Genomic DNA, 15657 nt, shown 5'->3' with positions numbered 1-15657 from the left:
TAAGGATTTTAAAAAGATCGAGTGGCTGGAAAGACATTTGTAAATTATCATATGAGAAGTAGTAAGTTGAAAGACTGGCTACAAAATAATGATCCAAATGTTAGAAGAGCTGTTACAGAAAGAGGTTCCCCCAAGCTGAGTCAACATTTTATGATGATTTGAATGCTTTATACCAAGCAGGCTACATTCCTTGCGGTTATACCAAGGGGTACTATAAGGTTTTATAATTTGAAGATAAATTTATGGAAGTTCAGGCTAGTATGATTTCGCTAGCAATGGAATATGTCCAAAATCAAGTAGAAAAAGTATATATTTATTGTATTTCTGAAGAAGCATTACTTTCTTTTGATGTTTTTTATAAAATTAATGGAATTTTGACAAAAATGTATGCAGTGAATGAAATTATTAATAGAAAAGTAGACACGTCAAAAAATATGATCGTAGCAGTACAACGCTTTGGTCTTGAAGATATACAAAAAATGCTTGATGTTTGCCAAGAATACAATCGTGAACACCCAAATGAAATATGGTTGATTTATGATTCACAGAAAAACAGCCTTGACAGTCGCTATAGCTATGAAGGACGTTATGAGAAGGATGAAGAGTTGCTTCCATGACTAGAATTTGAAAAATGGTTTGAGGAAGTGAAAGGTGAGCAACTGTAGGAGACAAGATGATGACAGAACAATTACAAAATACCTATCTATATGTTCACTTAACTTATTAAATTAGGAGTATATATGTTAAAAGATTTTACAAGAGTGTCGGTCATGCCTCAAGAAGTAATTAAAAAGTACAAAGACCAAGTCCCAGAAGAGCTAGTTCAAATCTGGGAAGAATGCGGTTTGGGGACTTTTTTAGACGGTTATCTGAAGGTCATTAATCCAGATGAGTATCTTGAACTGGTTCAGGAAACTTACTTCAGAGGGGGTACTTCTATTCCAATTTTTGTGACAGCTTTTGGGGATGTTATAACTTGGGAGAAGAACGAATTTTTGGGGATTATTAAATATAAAGAAGGTACATTTGATATTTTTTTAGAAAATTTATCACTTTTTATCAAGTTTTTACCTGATAAAAGTTTTATAGATGATTATTTTGACTTACCGCTTTATCATGAGGCAATTGAAAAATATGGTTCGCTTGATTATACACAGTGTTTTGGATTTGTACCACTTTTGGTTTTAGGTGGATTTAAAGATGTGAATCATCTAGATAAGGTAAAAATGTATGAACATATTTTTTTAATTACTCAATTCACTGGATCTATAGGAGATTAAAAGTAGTCATACTCTTGATAATCTAATCAAAATGAAGAACCTTGTGTAATACCTAATTCAATTTCAGTGCAATCGGATAACGTTAAATGTTTGTGTTTTGTGTTTTTGTCTCATACTAACTTCTAGTTTTGATACTTAACTAGAAGTTACTCTGAAACTTTACGCTTATATAAAAATAAATATTTTTTAAAAAAAGGTATTGCAAAAAGTTAGGGTCTAGTGTACTATATATGAGTACGTTATTTTAATAACAGCTGGAGGGGTAGCGAAGTGGCTAAACGCGGCGGACTGTAAATCCGCTCCTTAGGGTTCGGCAGTTCGAATCTGCCCCCCTCCACCATTGGGGTATAGCCAAGCGGTAAGGCAACGGACTTTGACTCCGTCATTCGTTGGTTCGAATCCAGCTACCCCAGTAGGATAGACAGCTTCGGCTGTCTTTTTTATTTCCTAAATTTTTATTAAATTTTCTCAGATACTCTTGATTTAAAATGTCTAGTTAGTGATGATAGTCGTAAAGGTGGGAGTTAGAGAAAGGAGCAAAGGTGATGAAAAAGTTTAGTACCTATTATTGGAAGTTTATAATGGGAATGATAGTACTAACGAGTGTAATAACTGTATTTGCAATGAATCAAGGAAGTTCACTATTATCTAAGGATGGTGAAGTCGTTTTATTTGTTTTTCTAATGGCTTTATTGATTATGGTTGCAGAACAATGGAATGGGAATACGTGGAAAAATTCTCCATTGATTTTATTAGGAGAAATGATGTTTTCGATTATGTTAACACCAATCTTTTTTTTGTCATATCGTTATATGGCAGAAGTATTAAGTTTAGGATGGATTCTTCATTTATCTAGTCCAATGATTTTATTTATGCGATTACTCGGAATGATACAATATGTATTAGTTTTGGTAAATCCAATTATGGCGATTTTAAAAGCAATTCAATTTGTGAAGTCTCCTTATGAAAAGAAAATTAGTTAACAATACTCTCAGAATGATGGAAGCACTGTCGTTCTGAGAGTTTTTTTGTTCATATTTTGTGAACAAATAGAATAATTGAAGATTTTAAGATAAAAGACTAGGATTTTTTTTGAGGACGGTTTATAATAAATTAAGGAAGAAAGCGTTTTTAAAAGGATTGTGAAAGGAGGAGCAATTATGAATGAAATAGAATTAGTATGCTTTAAAATGATTAGTGCATTAGGAGCGGCTCGTTCAGCTTTTATGGAAGCAATAGTAGCTGCAAAAAAAGGAAATTTCGAAGAAGCTCAATCTCTGATTGAGGAAGGTCAACAGCAACGATTAAAAGGACATGAAATCCACTTTGAATTATTACAAAAAGATAGTTCAGGAAATAAGGTGCCTTTTTCGTTGCTTTTATTACATTCAGAAGATCAAATGATGAGTGCAGAAATCTTACAAGTTACTAGCGAAGAGATTTTAGCCTTATATCAACGATTGGAAAAAATTGAAAAAGCATAAAAACATAACAAAATAATTGGGGGTATATGTATGAAACGTGTGTATTTATTTTGTAATGCAGGAATGTCTACAAGTTTAGTGGCAAGTAAGATGCAAGAAGTTGCAAATCAACATCAATTGCCAATTGAAGTCAAAGCATTTCCTGATGTTCAGTTAGATTCTGTAGTTCAAGAATTTCATCCTGATGTGATTCTTTTAGGTCCTCAAGTGAAATTCAAATATAATGCTGCTCGTGAAAAATATGAGCCTACTGGTATTCCTGTTGAAGTCATTAATTTGGAAGATTATGGGAATGTTAATGGGGAACGTATTTTGAAACGCGCGATTCAACTCATCAAAAATAAAAAATAGGAGGAATTGTTATGTTTGCTTCGTTAGAAAGAATAATGGGAAGTTCCGCGGAAAAATTAGGCAATAATAAAGTCTTAATTGCAATTCGTGATGGTTTCTTAGTATCCACACCATTAATTATTGTGGCTTCTATTTTCCTTGTCATTGCGAATTTTCCAATACCCGGGTATGTTGATTTCTTAGCTCAATTTTTTGGTCAAGGTTGGCCAAGTAAAATGGATGCTGTCATTGATTCAACATTTAGTGTTTTAGGACTATTAGGAGCTGTAGGGATTGGTTACGCTTATGCTCGTCAATTAGAAAGTGATCCAATTGCGGGTGGGGCTGTTGCTCTAGTTTGTTTCCTTATTATTACACCAAAAGTTCATTCTGATTTCGTAAATGCAGCGAATGGTAAAGCTTTTAATGGGTTTGCATTAGGACATTTGGGGTCAGCTGGAATGTTTTTGGCGATGTTAACAGCTATTATTTCTGTAAAAATTTTTGTAACGGTTAAAAACAAAGGTTGGGTTATTAAAATGCCTGACGGTGTTCCGCCAGCTGTTACTCAATCATTTGCAGCATTAATTCCAAGTGCATTTGCAATGTTCTTCTTCTTTGTAGTGTATTTAGTATTCTCAGCAACAGATTATCAATACGCTCATAACTTTATTTATAAAATTTTACAAGCACCATTAATGGGATTCGGACAAAGCTTGATTTTTGAACCAATTTATCAGTTCTTATCTACTTTATTCTGGTTCTTTGGTATTAATGGGCCTGCTGTAACGAATACGGTATTTAATCCAATTCATTTAGCTTTAACAGCAGAAAACTTAGAAGCCTTTAAACAAGGAGCAACACTTCCTAATATCTTTACAGGTCCATTCGGAGATTTCTTTGGAAACTTTGGTGGTGGCGGTAGTACATTGTCACTTGTTTTCTTAATGGTATTCTTTGGAAAATCAGAACGTATGAAAAAATTAGGACGTTTAGCCATTGTTCCTGGTATTTTTGGGATTAACGAAATGATTATTTTTGGATTACCAGTTGTATTAAATCCATTAATCGTTATTCCATTTATTTTAACACCATTAGTGAATACAATTTTAGCGACTATTGCAACTCTTATAGGATTGATTCCATATACTACAGGGGCAGCACTTCCTTGGACAACACCATTCTTCTTCTCTGGATGGTTAGCCACAGGAAGTATTGTAGCAGGATTGTTCCAAATCGTATTAATTATCATTGGTATGGCTATTTACTATCCATTCTTTAGAGTGATTGATAAACAATATCTTCATGAAGAACATCAAGCTGCTAAGTCAATAAGCGATGAATTAGATGAATTATCATTAGATGATTTAAGTTTTGATGATTTATAAAAAGTAATAAACAAATAGAAAAGTTGAACGTGTGGAGGTGGGAAGACAACAGAAATGAATGAAATTCTGTTGTTATTCCCACTTTTTTTGAAGGGAGAAAGCATATGCGAGTGATATTATTTTTGAATCAAATACAAGCGGGTTATGGTGGAAAGGAAAGAGCAGATACTCCTCTTGGGTTAGAAAAAGGAGGAATTGGCTCCTACTTAATGTATAAAGATTACTTTTTAAAAGAAAATTTACAAGTATTAGCGACTGTCTATTGCGGTCCAGATTATTTTGCGAATCATAAGGAAGAAGTGCTTCATAAAATTCATAATTTGATTTTGAAAACAAAAGCAGAAGTGTTATTTGCGGGTCCATGCTTTAATGATGAAACATTTACAGAGATGGCAGCAAATGTAGCCTCTTTTATTGAACACCAAACGGAGTGTAAAACGTATGTAGCTTGTTCAAAAGAAAATGAAGAGATTATTCAACAATTCAAGGAACATACGACAATGATTGAAATGCCTAAAAAAGGTGCAGTTGGTTTGAATGATGCGTTGAAAGACATTGCACTCATTATTGCGCATGATCAACAAGATTCAAATCGGATTTATCGTTAGAGAGGAAGCGAGTGAAGTGGAGTTAAGTACCTTATGTAGTCTACCTGGAGTTTCTGGAGACGAGTATGAAGTCCATCAATATTTGTCTGGGGAATATCAACAATTGAATTTAGACTTGAAAAAAGATAAATTAGGTTCGATTTTTGGAGAGAGACAAGTAGAGAATAGTCCTTTTAAAGTGATGATTAGTTCCAATATTGATGAATGTGGAGGAATGATTGACGATATTCATGAGAGTGGATTATTGTCTTTTGTTACGATTGGTGATGTTTTACCAAAAGATTTTCTTCACCAACAAGTTTGTCTGTTAACACGACATCATCAACGAGTCTATGGGTATGTCCTACAAAAACAAGAGCACTATTGGATTCATATAGGCGCTAAATCGCTACAAGAAGTGGAAGAGTTTGGGGTTCAAGTAGGAGATACTTTTGTATTAGAAATTCCAGTTATTGAAACGGAACAAATGATTTTAAGTAAAAATATATCTAATCGAGCGGGAGTTTATGCTGCCTATCAGTTGATGGAAACAATATCCTCTCTACCGTATACACTTAGTATTGGAGGAATTGCTCAATCGATTGTGGGATATAGAGGAGCGATTACTGCTACAAATACGATATTACCTGATGTATCGATTGTATTAGATGTAGCACCCGTTAGAGGTTATGCAGAACAAACAGTTTATATTCGCTATTTTGATAAAACATTATTACCGAATGTTTCGTTAGTGAAAGAAATCAAAACAGTTGCTCAAAGTTTAGGATACGAAGTGAAGGCAAATGTCCAAGAAAAAGGGACGGATGGATCATTTATTCATAAATCTCTAGTAGGAACCCCAACGGTTGTTGTTGTGATTCCGTTAAAAGAAGAAGGAGAATTTATCCAATTATTGAATAAGGAAGATTTGAAACCTGTCATTCATACGCTTCAAGTATTTTTAGAAAATCTAACTTTACAAAAAGTTCAGCAACTTGCTTTCCAAGAAAGTTGGTGAAGCGATGTTAGAAAATCATCAAATAGAATTATTAAAGACATTGAGTAATCTTGTAGGTGTGTCAGGACATGAAGAGAAAATTTTACAATTTGTGTCAGAACAACTTCCTTTTTGTACGAAAGAACAAGATAAATTAGGCTCAGGATTATTTTCGTTAGGAGAGGGAGACCTTTCCATTATGTTTGCCACTCATATGGATGAAGTGGGATTTGTTGTTTCTTCGATTAATGAGAGAGGATATGTATCGATTCAACCTGTCGGAAATATGTGGGCGCATACTCTATTACAACAATTAGTGACCATTACAACGAGTGATGGTCGACAATGGACGGGAATTATTGGTGGGCCTCAAACGCATGCGATTTCTCCAGAAGCTCGTAAAAAAGTTGTTGCAATGGAAAATTTATTTGTCGATTTGGGTGTTGATAGTCGAGAGTCTATTCAAGAAATGGGTATTGAAGTAGGAGATGTCGTGAGTTTAGTGAGTAGTTGCCAAACGATTGGATTGAATCAGGAATATATGATTGGAAAAGCGCTCGATAATCGAGTGAGTGTTTCTTTAGGAATTTGGCTTATGAAAGCTTTAGAACATCAAAATATGTCTAAAAGAGTGACATTAGCAACAACGATTCAAGAAGAAGTTGGATTAAGGGGTGCACGTACGACAGCTTTCCAAGAAAAGCCTTTAGTGGCTTTTGCGGTTGATACAACATTAGCAGGAGATACTCCAGCTAATCAAAATCATACGAAATTAGGAAAAGGTGTTTCGCTGACTGCCATTGATAATATGACAGTGACGAATCGAGGGTTGCTTATTTATTTGGAAAATCTTTGTAAGAAACATCAAATTCCTTATCAAATTGGTTGTTTTACAAAGGGTGGAACAGATGCTGGCAATATTTATAAGTCTGAAACGGGAATTTTAGCGACAACTTTATCAATTCCAATTCGTTATATGCATACGCATCAAAGTATTGTGCATTTAGGAGATATTGATGCAACTCTTCGATTAATGTGTGCGATTTGCGAAGATTTAACGATGGAAAAATACCATCAAATATTAGAATATAATTATCAATATGGAATGGAGGAGTGACTATGTGGGGAATGATTGCCACTTGGAGAATGGCGCTAGAAGGGGTCCAAGAGGCTGTGCAGACATTAGAACAACAGGCATCTTCTGGAGATGCGATTGAATTAGCGATTAAAGCAGTTGAAGACTTTCCTTATTATAAATCAGTTGGTTATGGAGGACTTCCTAATGAAGTGATGGAAGTGGAATTAGATGCAGCCTATATGGATGGTACAACTCTTGATTTTGGAGCGGTATGTGCCATTCAAGATGTGGCGAACCCTATTTCAGTGGCTCGTCAATTGAGCTTGCAATCGGTGAATAATGTTTTAGTTGGAATTGGAGCTCAAGCTTATGCACAAAAGCAAGGATTTGAACGGAAAAATATGTTAACTAATCGCGCAAAAATTCATTATCATAATCGTGTCAAAGATTTACAAACGGAATCTTTAGTTCCTTATGCAGGTCATGATACCGTTGGAATGGTTAGCTTAGATACAACCGGGAAAATGGTTGCCGGTACTTCGACAAGTGGACTATTTATGAAAAAAAGAGGACGTGTAGGAGATTCTCCATTTATTGGTTCTGGTTTATATGTGGATAGCACAGTTGGTGGAGCAACTGCTACAGGTTTAGGGGAAGATTTGATGAAGGGAATTATTTCCTACGAAATTGTTCGATTAATGGAACAAGGAATACACCCTCAACAAGCCTGTGAAACAGCTGTGAAGAATTTATCTCAAAAATTAATCCAACGAAGAGGAAATGCTGGAGATTTATCAGTTGTAGCGATGAATCACAAAGGAGAATGGGGAGCAGCGACAAATATTGCTAATTTCTCTTTTGTAGTAGCAACAGAAAAAGAAGCATTAACGGTTTACCGAGTACATCCACAAGAAGATGGCACAATGCTTCATGAAAAAGCCACTCAAGAATGGTTGGATGAGTATTTAAGAGAACGGATGAAACCACTCGAGGTGAAGTAAATGGGAATAAGAGAGGATTTAGTCAAAGCGTTGGAAGACATTCAACCTGAATTGCATAAAGCTATCGAGCGATTAGTCGCCATTGAAAGTGTTCGGGGAGAATCATTACCAGAAGCTCCTTATGGACAAGGCCCCAAACAAGCTCTATTAGAAGTATTAGCACTCGCTGATGAATTAGGATTTGAAACGAAAAATTTAGACAATAAAATTGGCTATGCACAATATGGAGATACTCGAGCAGATGGGGAATATTATGGCATTTTTGGACATGTCGATGTCATGCCATTAGGAACAGGATGGGAAAGTCCAGCGTTAAAAGCAACGAAGCGAGATGGGAAGATTTTTGGACGTGGAGTGTTAGATAATAAAGGACCGATTTTGTCGAATTTATTTGCCTTATATGTATTGAAGGAAAAGGGAGTTCAGTTTGACCGTCCGATTCGAATTGTATTTGGAACAAATGAGGAAACGGGATTTGGCTGTGTAAAACATTATTTAACAAAAGAACAGCCACCTACTTTTGGATGGACTCCAGACTGTAAATGGCCAGTTGTTTATGGAGAAAGAGGACGATTGAAAGTTCGCTTGAGTACTTCTTTAGAACAGATTTCAGAATTATATGATTTTATTAATCAGTACTTACTTCATACAGCTCATCAAGGAGTAGAATTAGGAATCAACTATTCTGATGAAGATTTTGGAATGATGCAATTGAGAGGATATACTGTCGGAATAGAGGAAGGAAGACACTTTGTGGAGTGGACGATGTGTTATCCTGCCTCTGTGACAAAAGAGCAATTATTATCGGATATTCGAAAACAGATTCCAGAAGGAAGTCGTTTAGAAGAAATGAGTTCATGGAAGCCAGTTTTGTATGATAAAGATTCAAAATATGTGCAAACTTTACAAAAAGTCTATCAAGAAGTCGTCGATGGCAATGCAACACCTGTAACAACAACGGGTGGAACTTATGCCAAAATCATTCCAAATATTATTGCTTATGGACCAAGTTTTCCAGGGCAAAGAGATATCGCTCATCTTCCAAACGAGTGGATAGGAATCGAAGATTTAAAAGTGAATACTATTATTTATGGATTAGCATTGTATGAATTAAGTTTCATAACAATATCATTAGAAGGAGGGAAAGGATGACAATTTTAGAAATTTGTGCAGGAGGTATTGAGGATTGTATCAATGCTCAAGCTGCAGGAGCCAATCGAATTGAATTAAATAGTGCATTACATTTAGGAGGATTAAGCCCATCATTAGCTGTTTTAACTCAGGCTGTTAAAAAAATTGATATTCCTATTATTTGTATGGTTCGACCAAGAGGAGCTGGTTTTTGTTATAACGAATTGGAAAAAGAAGTGATGTTTGAAGATGCGAAAATTTTCTTAGAAGCAGGCGCAAAAGGTTTAGCTTTTGGTTTCTTAACTCCAGAAGGGAACATGGATTGGGATGCGACAAAGAAAATGATTGAGCTATGTAAAGAATACGGAGCAGATAGCGTAGTTCACCGTGCCTTTGATTGTGTAAAAAATCCGGAAGAAACACTAGAAACATTAATCGAATTAGGTTGTACTCGTATTTTAACAAGTGGACAAGGAAAAAATATTATGTCTGGCTTGGAGAATTTAGCTAAATGGCAAAAACAATATGGAAAACAAATCGAATTTTTAGGGGGATGTGGCGTTTCTCTTAACAATTTAACAGAAATTCTAGAAAAAACAGGATTAGAACAACTTCATGGAAGTTTTAAAGCTTGGGCAGTGGATCCAACGACAACGAATGGAGAAGTTTCTTATCACTATTCTGATAGCGGAGACTATGATTTGTGTCATTTAGAAAGTATGAAAGAAGCAGTTATTATTTTAAAATAAAGGGGACTTTATAATGGGAAAACGAATTTTAAACTGTGTGGCAAGTGATTTTAGAAAATTTTCTGCAGAAGAATTAAAACTAGCTATTCAGGCAGGTGAGGGTAGAACGGTATGTTGTGAAATGGCCATTCGTCATCGTCCAATTATTCCGGAGTTAACACATGCGGAAATTGCAAGTGCTTTTGGGGGAGACTTAATGCTTTTAAATGGATTTGATTGTTTAAATCCAAAATTATATGGAGTAGAAGGTAGCACCAATCCAATTGAACGATTAAAAGAATTATGTGGACGTCCAATTGGTGCAAACTTAGAACCAGTCGATTTAGAAGCAGAAATGTTAGAAACTCGACTAGTCATTCCAGCAGGAAGAATTTGCTCGAAAGAAACATTGAAGTCAGCAGAAGCATTAGGATTAGACTTTATTTGTTTAACAGGAAATCCTGGTACAGGAGTGACGAATCAAGCGATTGCTCAAGCGATTCAAAAAGCGAAAAAATATTTTACAGGAGTCATTATTGCTGGAAAAATGCATGGAGCAGGCTCAAAAGAACCAGTAATGAATCGAACAATTGCAAAGGAACTGATTGAAGCGGGAGCGGATATTTTATTGGTTCCAGCAGTAGGAACAGTTCCTGGATTTACAGAAGAAGCATTGATTGATATTGTCCAATTTGCTCATGAACATGAAACACTTGTGTTATCTGCCATTGGAACTAGTCAAGAAGGTTCTTCTAAGGAAGTTATTGAACAAATCGCTATTCGCAATAAAATTTGCGGGGTAGATATTCAACATATTGGAGATGCTGGTTATGGCGGTTTAGCCGATGTGAATAATATCTTTGCTTTATCCGTTGCGATTCGAGGAATGAGACATACTGTTGCAAGAATGGCAAGTTCGGTAGTCCGTTAATAGAAAGTAAGAATAGAAAAACGAGCATTTCTAATTTAGGAGGTGCTCGTTTTATGTTTAGCTTCGAAAGCTTAAATTAATATTCCTTGTAAATGATCAATCTCATGTTGAATGACTTGAGCCGTAAACTCTGTAAATGTCCCTGTGTGAGGTTTCCCCATAGTATCTTGATAGCGAACTTCGATTTTTTGATAGCGAGTGGTGATCTTCATTCCTGTATGAGAGAGGCAACCTTCTTCCGTTTGGTACGGTTGAGATTTTTTAGTAATAACTGGATTTACCATTACGATGTCAAATGGACCAGCAGCAACAATAATAATGGCTTTATGACTTCCAATCATATTCGCAGCTAAGCCGACACAACGATCACGATTGGCACGTAAAGTATCTTGTAAGTCAATAATGACTTGTTTATCCGTAATAGGATTAGCAGGGATTGCTTTTTGTGATAAGAAAAATGGGTCTTTCATAATTTCTTTTTTCATAAGTTCTCCTTTTTAATAGGCTATTTCTTTTTAAATCAACATACCGATTGTAATGAAACATTGAAATTTATGTTATTATATAGTAAATAAAAACAACAATCAACGCATGATTTCTTTAATGATTAGAGGGAAAAGTGATGACATATATACAAGTGAAAAATAGTTTTAAACGATATCAAGTAGGAGAAACAGAAATAATTGCCAATCATGATGTGAATTTTGACATCGAAAAAGGAGAATTCGTGATTATTCTTGGAGCATCCGGAGCAGGAAAATCCACCGTCTTAAATATTTTAGGAGGGATGGATACAAATGATGAGGGAGAAGTATGGATTGATGGTGTCAATATTTCAAACTTTGATGAAAAGCAATTAACGTATTATCGTAGGGATGATGTAGGATTTGTTTTTCAATTTTATAATTTAGTGCCAAATTTAACGGCAAAAGAAAATGTAGAATTAGCTGCTGAAATTGTGAAGGATGCTTGGGATTCAGAAGAAGCATTGGAAGCAGTAGGATTAGGACATCGTCTTCATAATTTTCCTGCACAATTATCGGGTGGAGAACAACAAAGGGTATCGATTGCTAGAGCGATTGCGAAAAAGCCGAAGATTTTACTCTGTGATGAGCCAACAGGGGCATTAGATTATCAAACAGGCAAGCAAGTATTGAAGATTTTACAAGAAATGTCGAGAGATTATGGAGCGACTGTTATTATCGTTACGCATAATACGGCATTAGCACCATTAGCGAATCGTGTGATTCATATGCATGATGCTAGGGTGAAAAGTATCGTATTAAATGAATCTCCGCAAGCGATTGAGGAATTGGAATATTGAGAGGAGAAGAATCGTGAAAAAGAAAATATTGAATAAAGCGATTCTTTCTTCATTGAAGGAATCGAAGGGAAGATTTTTATCAATCTTATGTTTAATGATGCTCGGTTCATTTGCATTAGTGGGATTAAAAGTTTCGGGTCCGGATATTCAAGAGACGGTTCATCAATATTTGGAAAACTATCATACAGCCGATATTTTTGTATTGGCAGATTATGGATTAAGTCCAAAAGACCAAGAAGAATTACAAGAAGAAAATGCCGAAGTTGAATTTGGATATTTTGTAGATACCGTGATAGAAGATAGCCCGAAAGCGATTCGAGTATTTTCTAAAACTACTCAGCAATCGGAAGTAGAATTAGTGAGTGGATCTTATCCAAGTAATCTTGATGAAGTAGTATTAGATGAACAGTTATCCAATCGTTATCAAATCGGGGATTCCATCAGTTTAAATGAAGTGAAATCTCCGTCATTATTAAAACAGCACGAGTTTAAAATTGTGGGATTTGCTCATTCGAGTGAAATTTTATCGAAAAATAGTAAAGGAGTCTCTACCGCAGGAAGTGGAGACTTGTCAGGATTTGCCATTGTTCCACAAGAAAGTTTTGATAGCTCTGTTTATACGATTGCCCGTTTACGTTATCTGAATTTACGCAGTTTGAAAACATTTAGTCAAGAATATGTAGATGAAGTGATTGGTATTCAACAATCTATTGAAGAAAAATTATCTGATAATGGAACAGTAAGGTTGAATGATTTAAAAGAAGAAGCAGATGGAAAAATTCAAGAGGGAGAAGAACAAATTTCCAAAGCTCAAAATCAACTAGAAGAAGGTAAGACGAAGCTAGAAGATGGGAAACAACAAGTTGCCAATCAAGAAGGGAAATTAGTTCAAAGCCAAAAGGAACTTGCCCAAAATCAGAACTCTCTAAATAGAGGGAATCAAGAAATTCAACAAGCGAAACAAAGTTTACAAAGTCAGTTTGAGTTACTGGAAGCCAATCGAGAGCAGTTAGAAAATTCTAAACAAACTTTGGAGCAACAAAATAGTGCCTTGCAAGAAGGAAAAAAGAAATTAGCGGAAGCAGAAAAACAATTTGAATTCCAAAAAGAAAAAGGAATTGCTCAAACAGCACTATCTGCTATGCAAGAAAAAATCCTTCAACAAAAACAAGAATTGGATGCGGGAACGACCGCTTATGAACAAGGATTAACCCAATACGAGAGTGGTTGGGCTAGTTATCAAGAGGGATTGAAACAATACCAAGAGGGCTTAGCAACTATTCAGGCAAAACAAGATACGCTGGAAACTGGGCAAAGAGCGTTAGCAGAAGGAAAGAGACAAATTTCTGCTGGTGAGGAAGCTATAGCAAAAGCCAAACAAGAACTTATTGAAAAACAAGATCAATATTCAGAGGAGAAAGAAAAAGCTGAAGAAAAAATTAGTCAGGCTGAAACGGAGTTAGAAGATGCAAAAGTCAAAGCTTCTAAGCTAACGAAACCTCGTTATTCTGTTTATACTCGCTCGACCATGCTAGGCAGTGAAGGTTATTTAAATATGAAGTCTACTGCAGATGGAATTATTTCTGTAGCGAATTTATTCCCGGTTGTATTATATGCTGTAGCAGCACTTGTGACGGTGACAACGATGACTCGTTTTGTAAATGAAGAACGAATGAATGCCGGCATTTTAAAAGCGCTAGGCTATAGTACCTTTGATGTGATGAAAAAATTTGCTTTTTATGGCTTTAGTGCGGGAATGATTGGAACGGTGATAGGAATAGGATTAGGAACTTACTTTTTACCAAGTGTATTAGGGGTCACTTTACTAAAAGAAACGATTCTTCCTTCGATTTCGCTATTGTTTAATTTGCGAATTACGATTGTAGCCTTACTATGTTCGATTGGGTGTAGTGTTATTCCACCAGTATGGATCGCATATCGAGAATTAAAAGAAAGTTCGGCAAGTTTACTATTACCAAAAGCCCCAAGTATGGGTTCTAAAGTTTGGTTGGAGTATATACCGTTTATTTGGAAGAGATTTAGTTTTACTCAAAAGGTAACAGCACGAAATATTTTCCGTTATAAACAACGAATGTTGATGACAATATTTGGGGTAGCTGGTTCGGTAGCTTTATTATTTGCAGGAAGAGGAATTTTGTCTTCTTTATCAGGAATTTCTCATCGTCAATTTGGGGAAATTATTACGTATGATGCCATTGTTGTCAAAGAACCTGTAATGACGCAAAAAGAACAAGAAGCGTTGAATCAGTTATTAGCAACAAAAGAAATTGAGCATTATAGTGATGTACATAGTGAAACGATTGCTACTAAAATTGCTGGAGTACATGAGGAACAATCTCTAACACTATTAGTAGGAGAAGAGGCAGAGTTAAGTCGTTATTTACAGTTGTATGATGCGAAAACGAAGCAACAGAAATCTCTTACGAATGATGGAGTGTTCTTGTCGAAAAAATTAGCCCAATTATTGAATGTTCATGAAGGGGAAACGGTTCGTTTACCAATTAAAGACGGTGTGACGAAAGAGATGGTTGTATCAGGCATTATTGAAATGTATGCAGGGCACTTTATGATCATGTCACCAACGGTTTATGAAACACTGGCTCAAGAGACTCCAACAAAAAACGCAAGCTTTGTTAGTTTTAAAGAAAAAGATGCGGATAGTGTACGTAAAATGTCTGCTCAATTATTAGCTCAAGATGGAGTGAAGGCCGTTGTTCAAAATACTTCTATGATTCATCGGATTGAAACAATTGTTGGTTCATTGAGTCGAGTGATGATTTTATTAACGATTGTGTCGGTTCTGTTAGCTATTGTTATTTTATACAATTTAACAACGATTAATGTGGCGGAGCGGATTCGGGAATTGTCGACCATTAAGGTGTTAGGTTTTTTGAATCGAGAGGTGACTTTATATATTTATCGTGAAACGATGGTTCTTTCTTTGATTGGAATTGGAGTGGGACTGTTGTTGGGAAAAGTATTGCATCGTGTGATTATTGAAGCGGTGGCGCCTGCGTTTGTACGGTTTAATCCGCAAGTTGGCATCGATGTTTATATTTGGCCGTGTATTTTTATCGTTTTGATTTTAGCAGTGCTAGGGATATTAGTGAACCATATGTTGAAAAAGGTTGATATGTTAGAGGCTTTGAAGTCTGTTGATTAAAAATAAAAAATAGAAATAGAAAACAACTAAAAATAGCTGTAGCAAATGGACGTCAGCAGCTTCGCTTTGCGAATCTCATGGCTAAAATTCGAGCCTAGGTCTCGAATTTCTCAGTGATATAAGCCAATCTGGCTTATATCACCAATGCTACGGCTATTAGTATTTTCATTTTCATTCACTTTGGAAATAAGGTGAAGGAGAGTGCGAAAAAATA

16 protein-coding genes and 2 tRNA genes are annotated in these 15657 nt (G+C 35.6%); 17 read left to right on the top strand and 1 reads right to left on the bottom strand.

Annotated features, from left to right (window positions below; genetic code table 11):
* Positions 1-242: 242 nt before the first annotated feature.
* The 15 genes from RWO76_RS02600 (at position 243) to RWO76_RS02530 (ending at position 10935) form a co-directional block, all read left to right on the top strand.
* Positions 243-617: a hypothetical protein gene (locus RWO76_RS02600; protein ID WP_314354098.1), complete on the top strand. Its 375-nt coding sequence runs from the start codon at positions 243-245 to the stop codon at positions 615-617.
* A gap of 123 nt (positions 618-740) precedes the next feature.
* The gene (locus tag RWO76_RS02595; RefSeq protein ID WP_314354096.1) at positions 741-1280 is read left to right on the top strand and encodes a T6SS immunity protein Tdi1 domain-containing protein; all 540 of its coding nucleotides are present in this window, start codon (positions 741-743) and stop codon (positions 1278-1280) included.
* 256 nt (positions 1281-1536) lie between these two features.
* Positions 1537-1620 (top strand) — tRNA-Tyr (locus tag RWO76_RS02590).
* 1 nt (position 1621) lies between these two features.
* Positions 1622-1693 (top strand) — tRNA-Gln (locus tag RWO76_RS02585).
* 132 nt (positions 1694-1825) lie between these two features.
* The gene (locus RWO76_RS02580) at positions 1826-2263 is read left to right on the top strand and encodes a hypothetical protein (RefSeq protein ID WP_314354094.1); all 438 of its coding nucleotides are present in this window, start codon (positions 1826-1828) and stop codon (positions 2261-2263) included.
* A 177-nt stretch (positions 2264-2440) separates the two neighbouring features.
* The gene (locus RWO76_RS02575; RefSeq protein ID WP_020991232.1) at positions 2441-2764 is read left to right on the top strand and encodes a PTS lactose/cellobiose transporter subunit IIA; all 324 of its coding nucleotides are present in this window, start codon (positions 2441-2443) and stop codon (positions 2762-2764) included.
* A gap of 30 nt (positions 2765-2794) precedes the next feature.
* Entirely contained in the window at positions 2795-3115 is a 321-nt protein-coding gene (locus RWO76_RS02570) for a PTS sugar transporter subunit IIB (RefSeq protein ID WP_314354093.1), read from the top strand.
* An 11-nt stretch (positions 3116-3126) separates the two neighbouring features.
* On the top strand, positions 3127-4482 hold the full coding sequence (locus tag RWO76_RS02565) for a PTS transporter subunit EIIC (RefSeq protein WP_314354092.1): 1356 nt from the start codon (positions 3127-3129) through the stop codon (positions 4480-4482).
* Between the two features lie 104 nt (positions 4483-4586).
* A complete protein-coding gene (locus RWO76_RS02560; RefSeq protein WP_314354090.1) occupies positions 4587-5090 on the top strand; it encodes a GrdB-related putative oxidoreductase in 504 nt (167 codons plus the stop codon).
* A 16-nt stretch (positions 5091-5106) separates the two neighbouring features.
* Entirely contained in the window at positions 5107-6087 is a 981-nt protein-coding gene (locus RWO76_RS02555) for a hypothetical protein (RefSeq protein WP_314354088.1), read from the top strand.
* Between the two features lie 4 nt (positions 6088-6091).
* Positions 6092-7183 carry a M42 family metallopeptidase gene (locus tag RWO76_RS02550; RefSeq protein ID WP_314354087.1) on the top strand — a complete coding sequence of 364 codons (1092 nt, stop codon included), beginning with the start codon at positions 6092-6094 and terminating at the stop codon, positions 7181-7183.
* 2 nt (positions 7184-7185) lie between these two features.
* Positions 7186-8145 carry a N(4)-(beta-N-acetylglucosaminyl)-L-asparaginase gene (locus RWO76_RS02545; RefSeq protein WP_314354085.1) on the top strand — a complete coding sequence of 320 codons (960 nt, stop codon included), beginning with the start codon at positions 7186-7188 and terminating at the stop codon, positions 8143-8145.
* Positions 8146-9297, top strand: coding sequence for a Sapep family Mn(2+)-dependent dipeptidase (locus RWO76_RS02540; protein WP_314354084.1), 1152 nt, complete (start codon positions 8146-8148; stop codon positions 9295-9297).
* Entirely contained in the window at positions 9294-10025 is a 732-nt protein-coding gene (locus RWO76_RS02535) for a copper homeostasis protein CutC (protein WP_314354083.1), read from the top strand. Before RWO76_RS02540 ends, RWO76_RS02535 begins: the two co-directional genes overlap by 4 nt.
* A 13-nt stretch (positions 10026-10038) precedes the next feature.
* The gene (locus RWO76_RS02530; RefSeq protein ID WP_314354081.1) at positions 10039-10935 is read left to right on the top strand and encodes a haloacid dehalogenase-like hydrolase; all 897 of its coding nucleotides are present in this window, start codon (positions 10039-10041) and stop codon (positions 10933-10935) included.
* A 71-nt stretch (positions 10936-11006) separates the two neighbouring features.
* Here RWO76_RS02530 and RWO76_RS02525 read toward each other — a convergent pair whose 3' ends face one another.
* Entirely contained in the window at positions 11007-11420 is a 414-nt protein-coding gene (locus RWO76_RS02525; RefSeq protein WP_314354080.1) for a peptide deformylase, read from the bottom strand.
* Positions 11421-11557: 137 nt separating this feature from the next.
* Here RWO76_RS02525 and RWO76_RS02520 point away from each other — a divergent pair, with 137 nt between their 5' ends.
* Together RWO76_RS02520 and RWO76_RS02515 are read left to right on the top strand one after the other, a co-directional pair.
* The gene (locus RWO76_RS02520; RefSeq protein ID WP_314354079.1) at positions 11558-12259 is read left to right on the top strand and encodes an ABC transporter ATP-binding protein; all 702 of its coding nucleotides are present in this window, start codon (positions 11558-11560) and stop codon (positions 12257-12259) included.
* Between the two features lie 13 nt (positions 12260-12272).
* A complete protein-coding gene (locus RWO76_RS02515; RefSeq protein ID WP_314354078.1) occupies positions 12273-15443 on the top strand; it encodes an FtsX-like permease family protein in 3171 nt (1056 codons plus the stop codon).
* The last annotated feature ends 214 nt before the right edge of the window (positions 15444-15657 follow it).

The organism is uncultured Granulicatella sp., assembly GCF_963521425.1.
GTDB lineage: Bacteria > Bacillota > Bacilli > Lactobacillales > Aerococcaceae > Granulicatella.
This window is presented reverse-complemented; position numbering and strand designations above follow the sequence as displayed.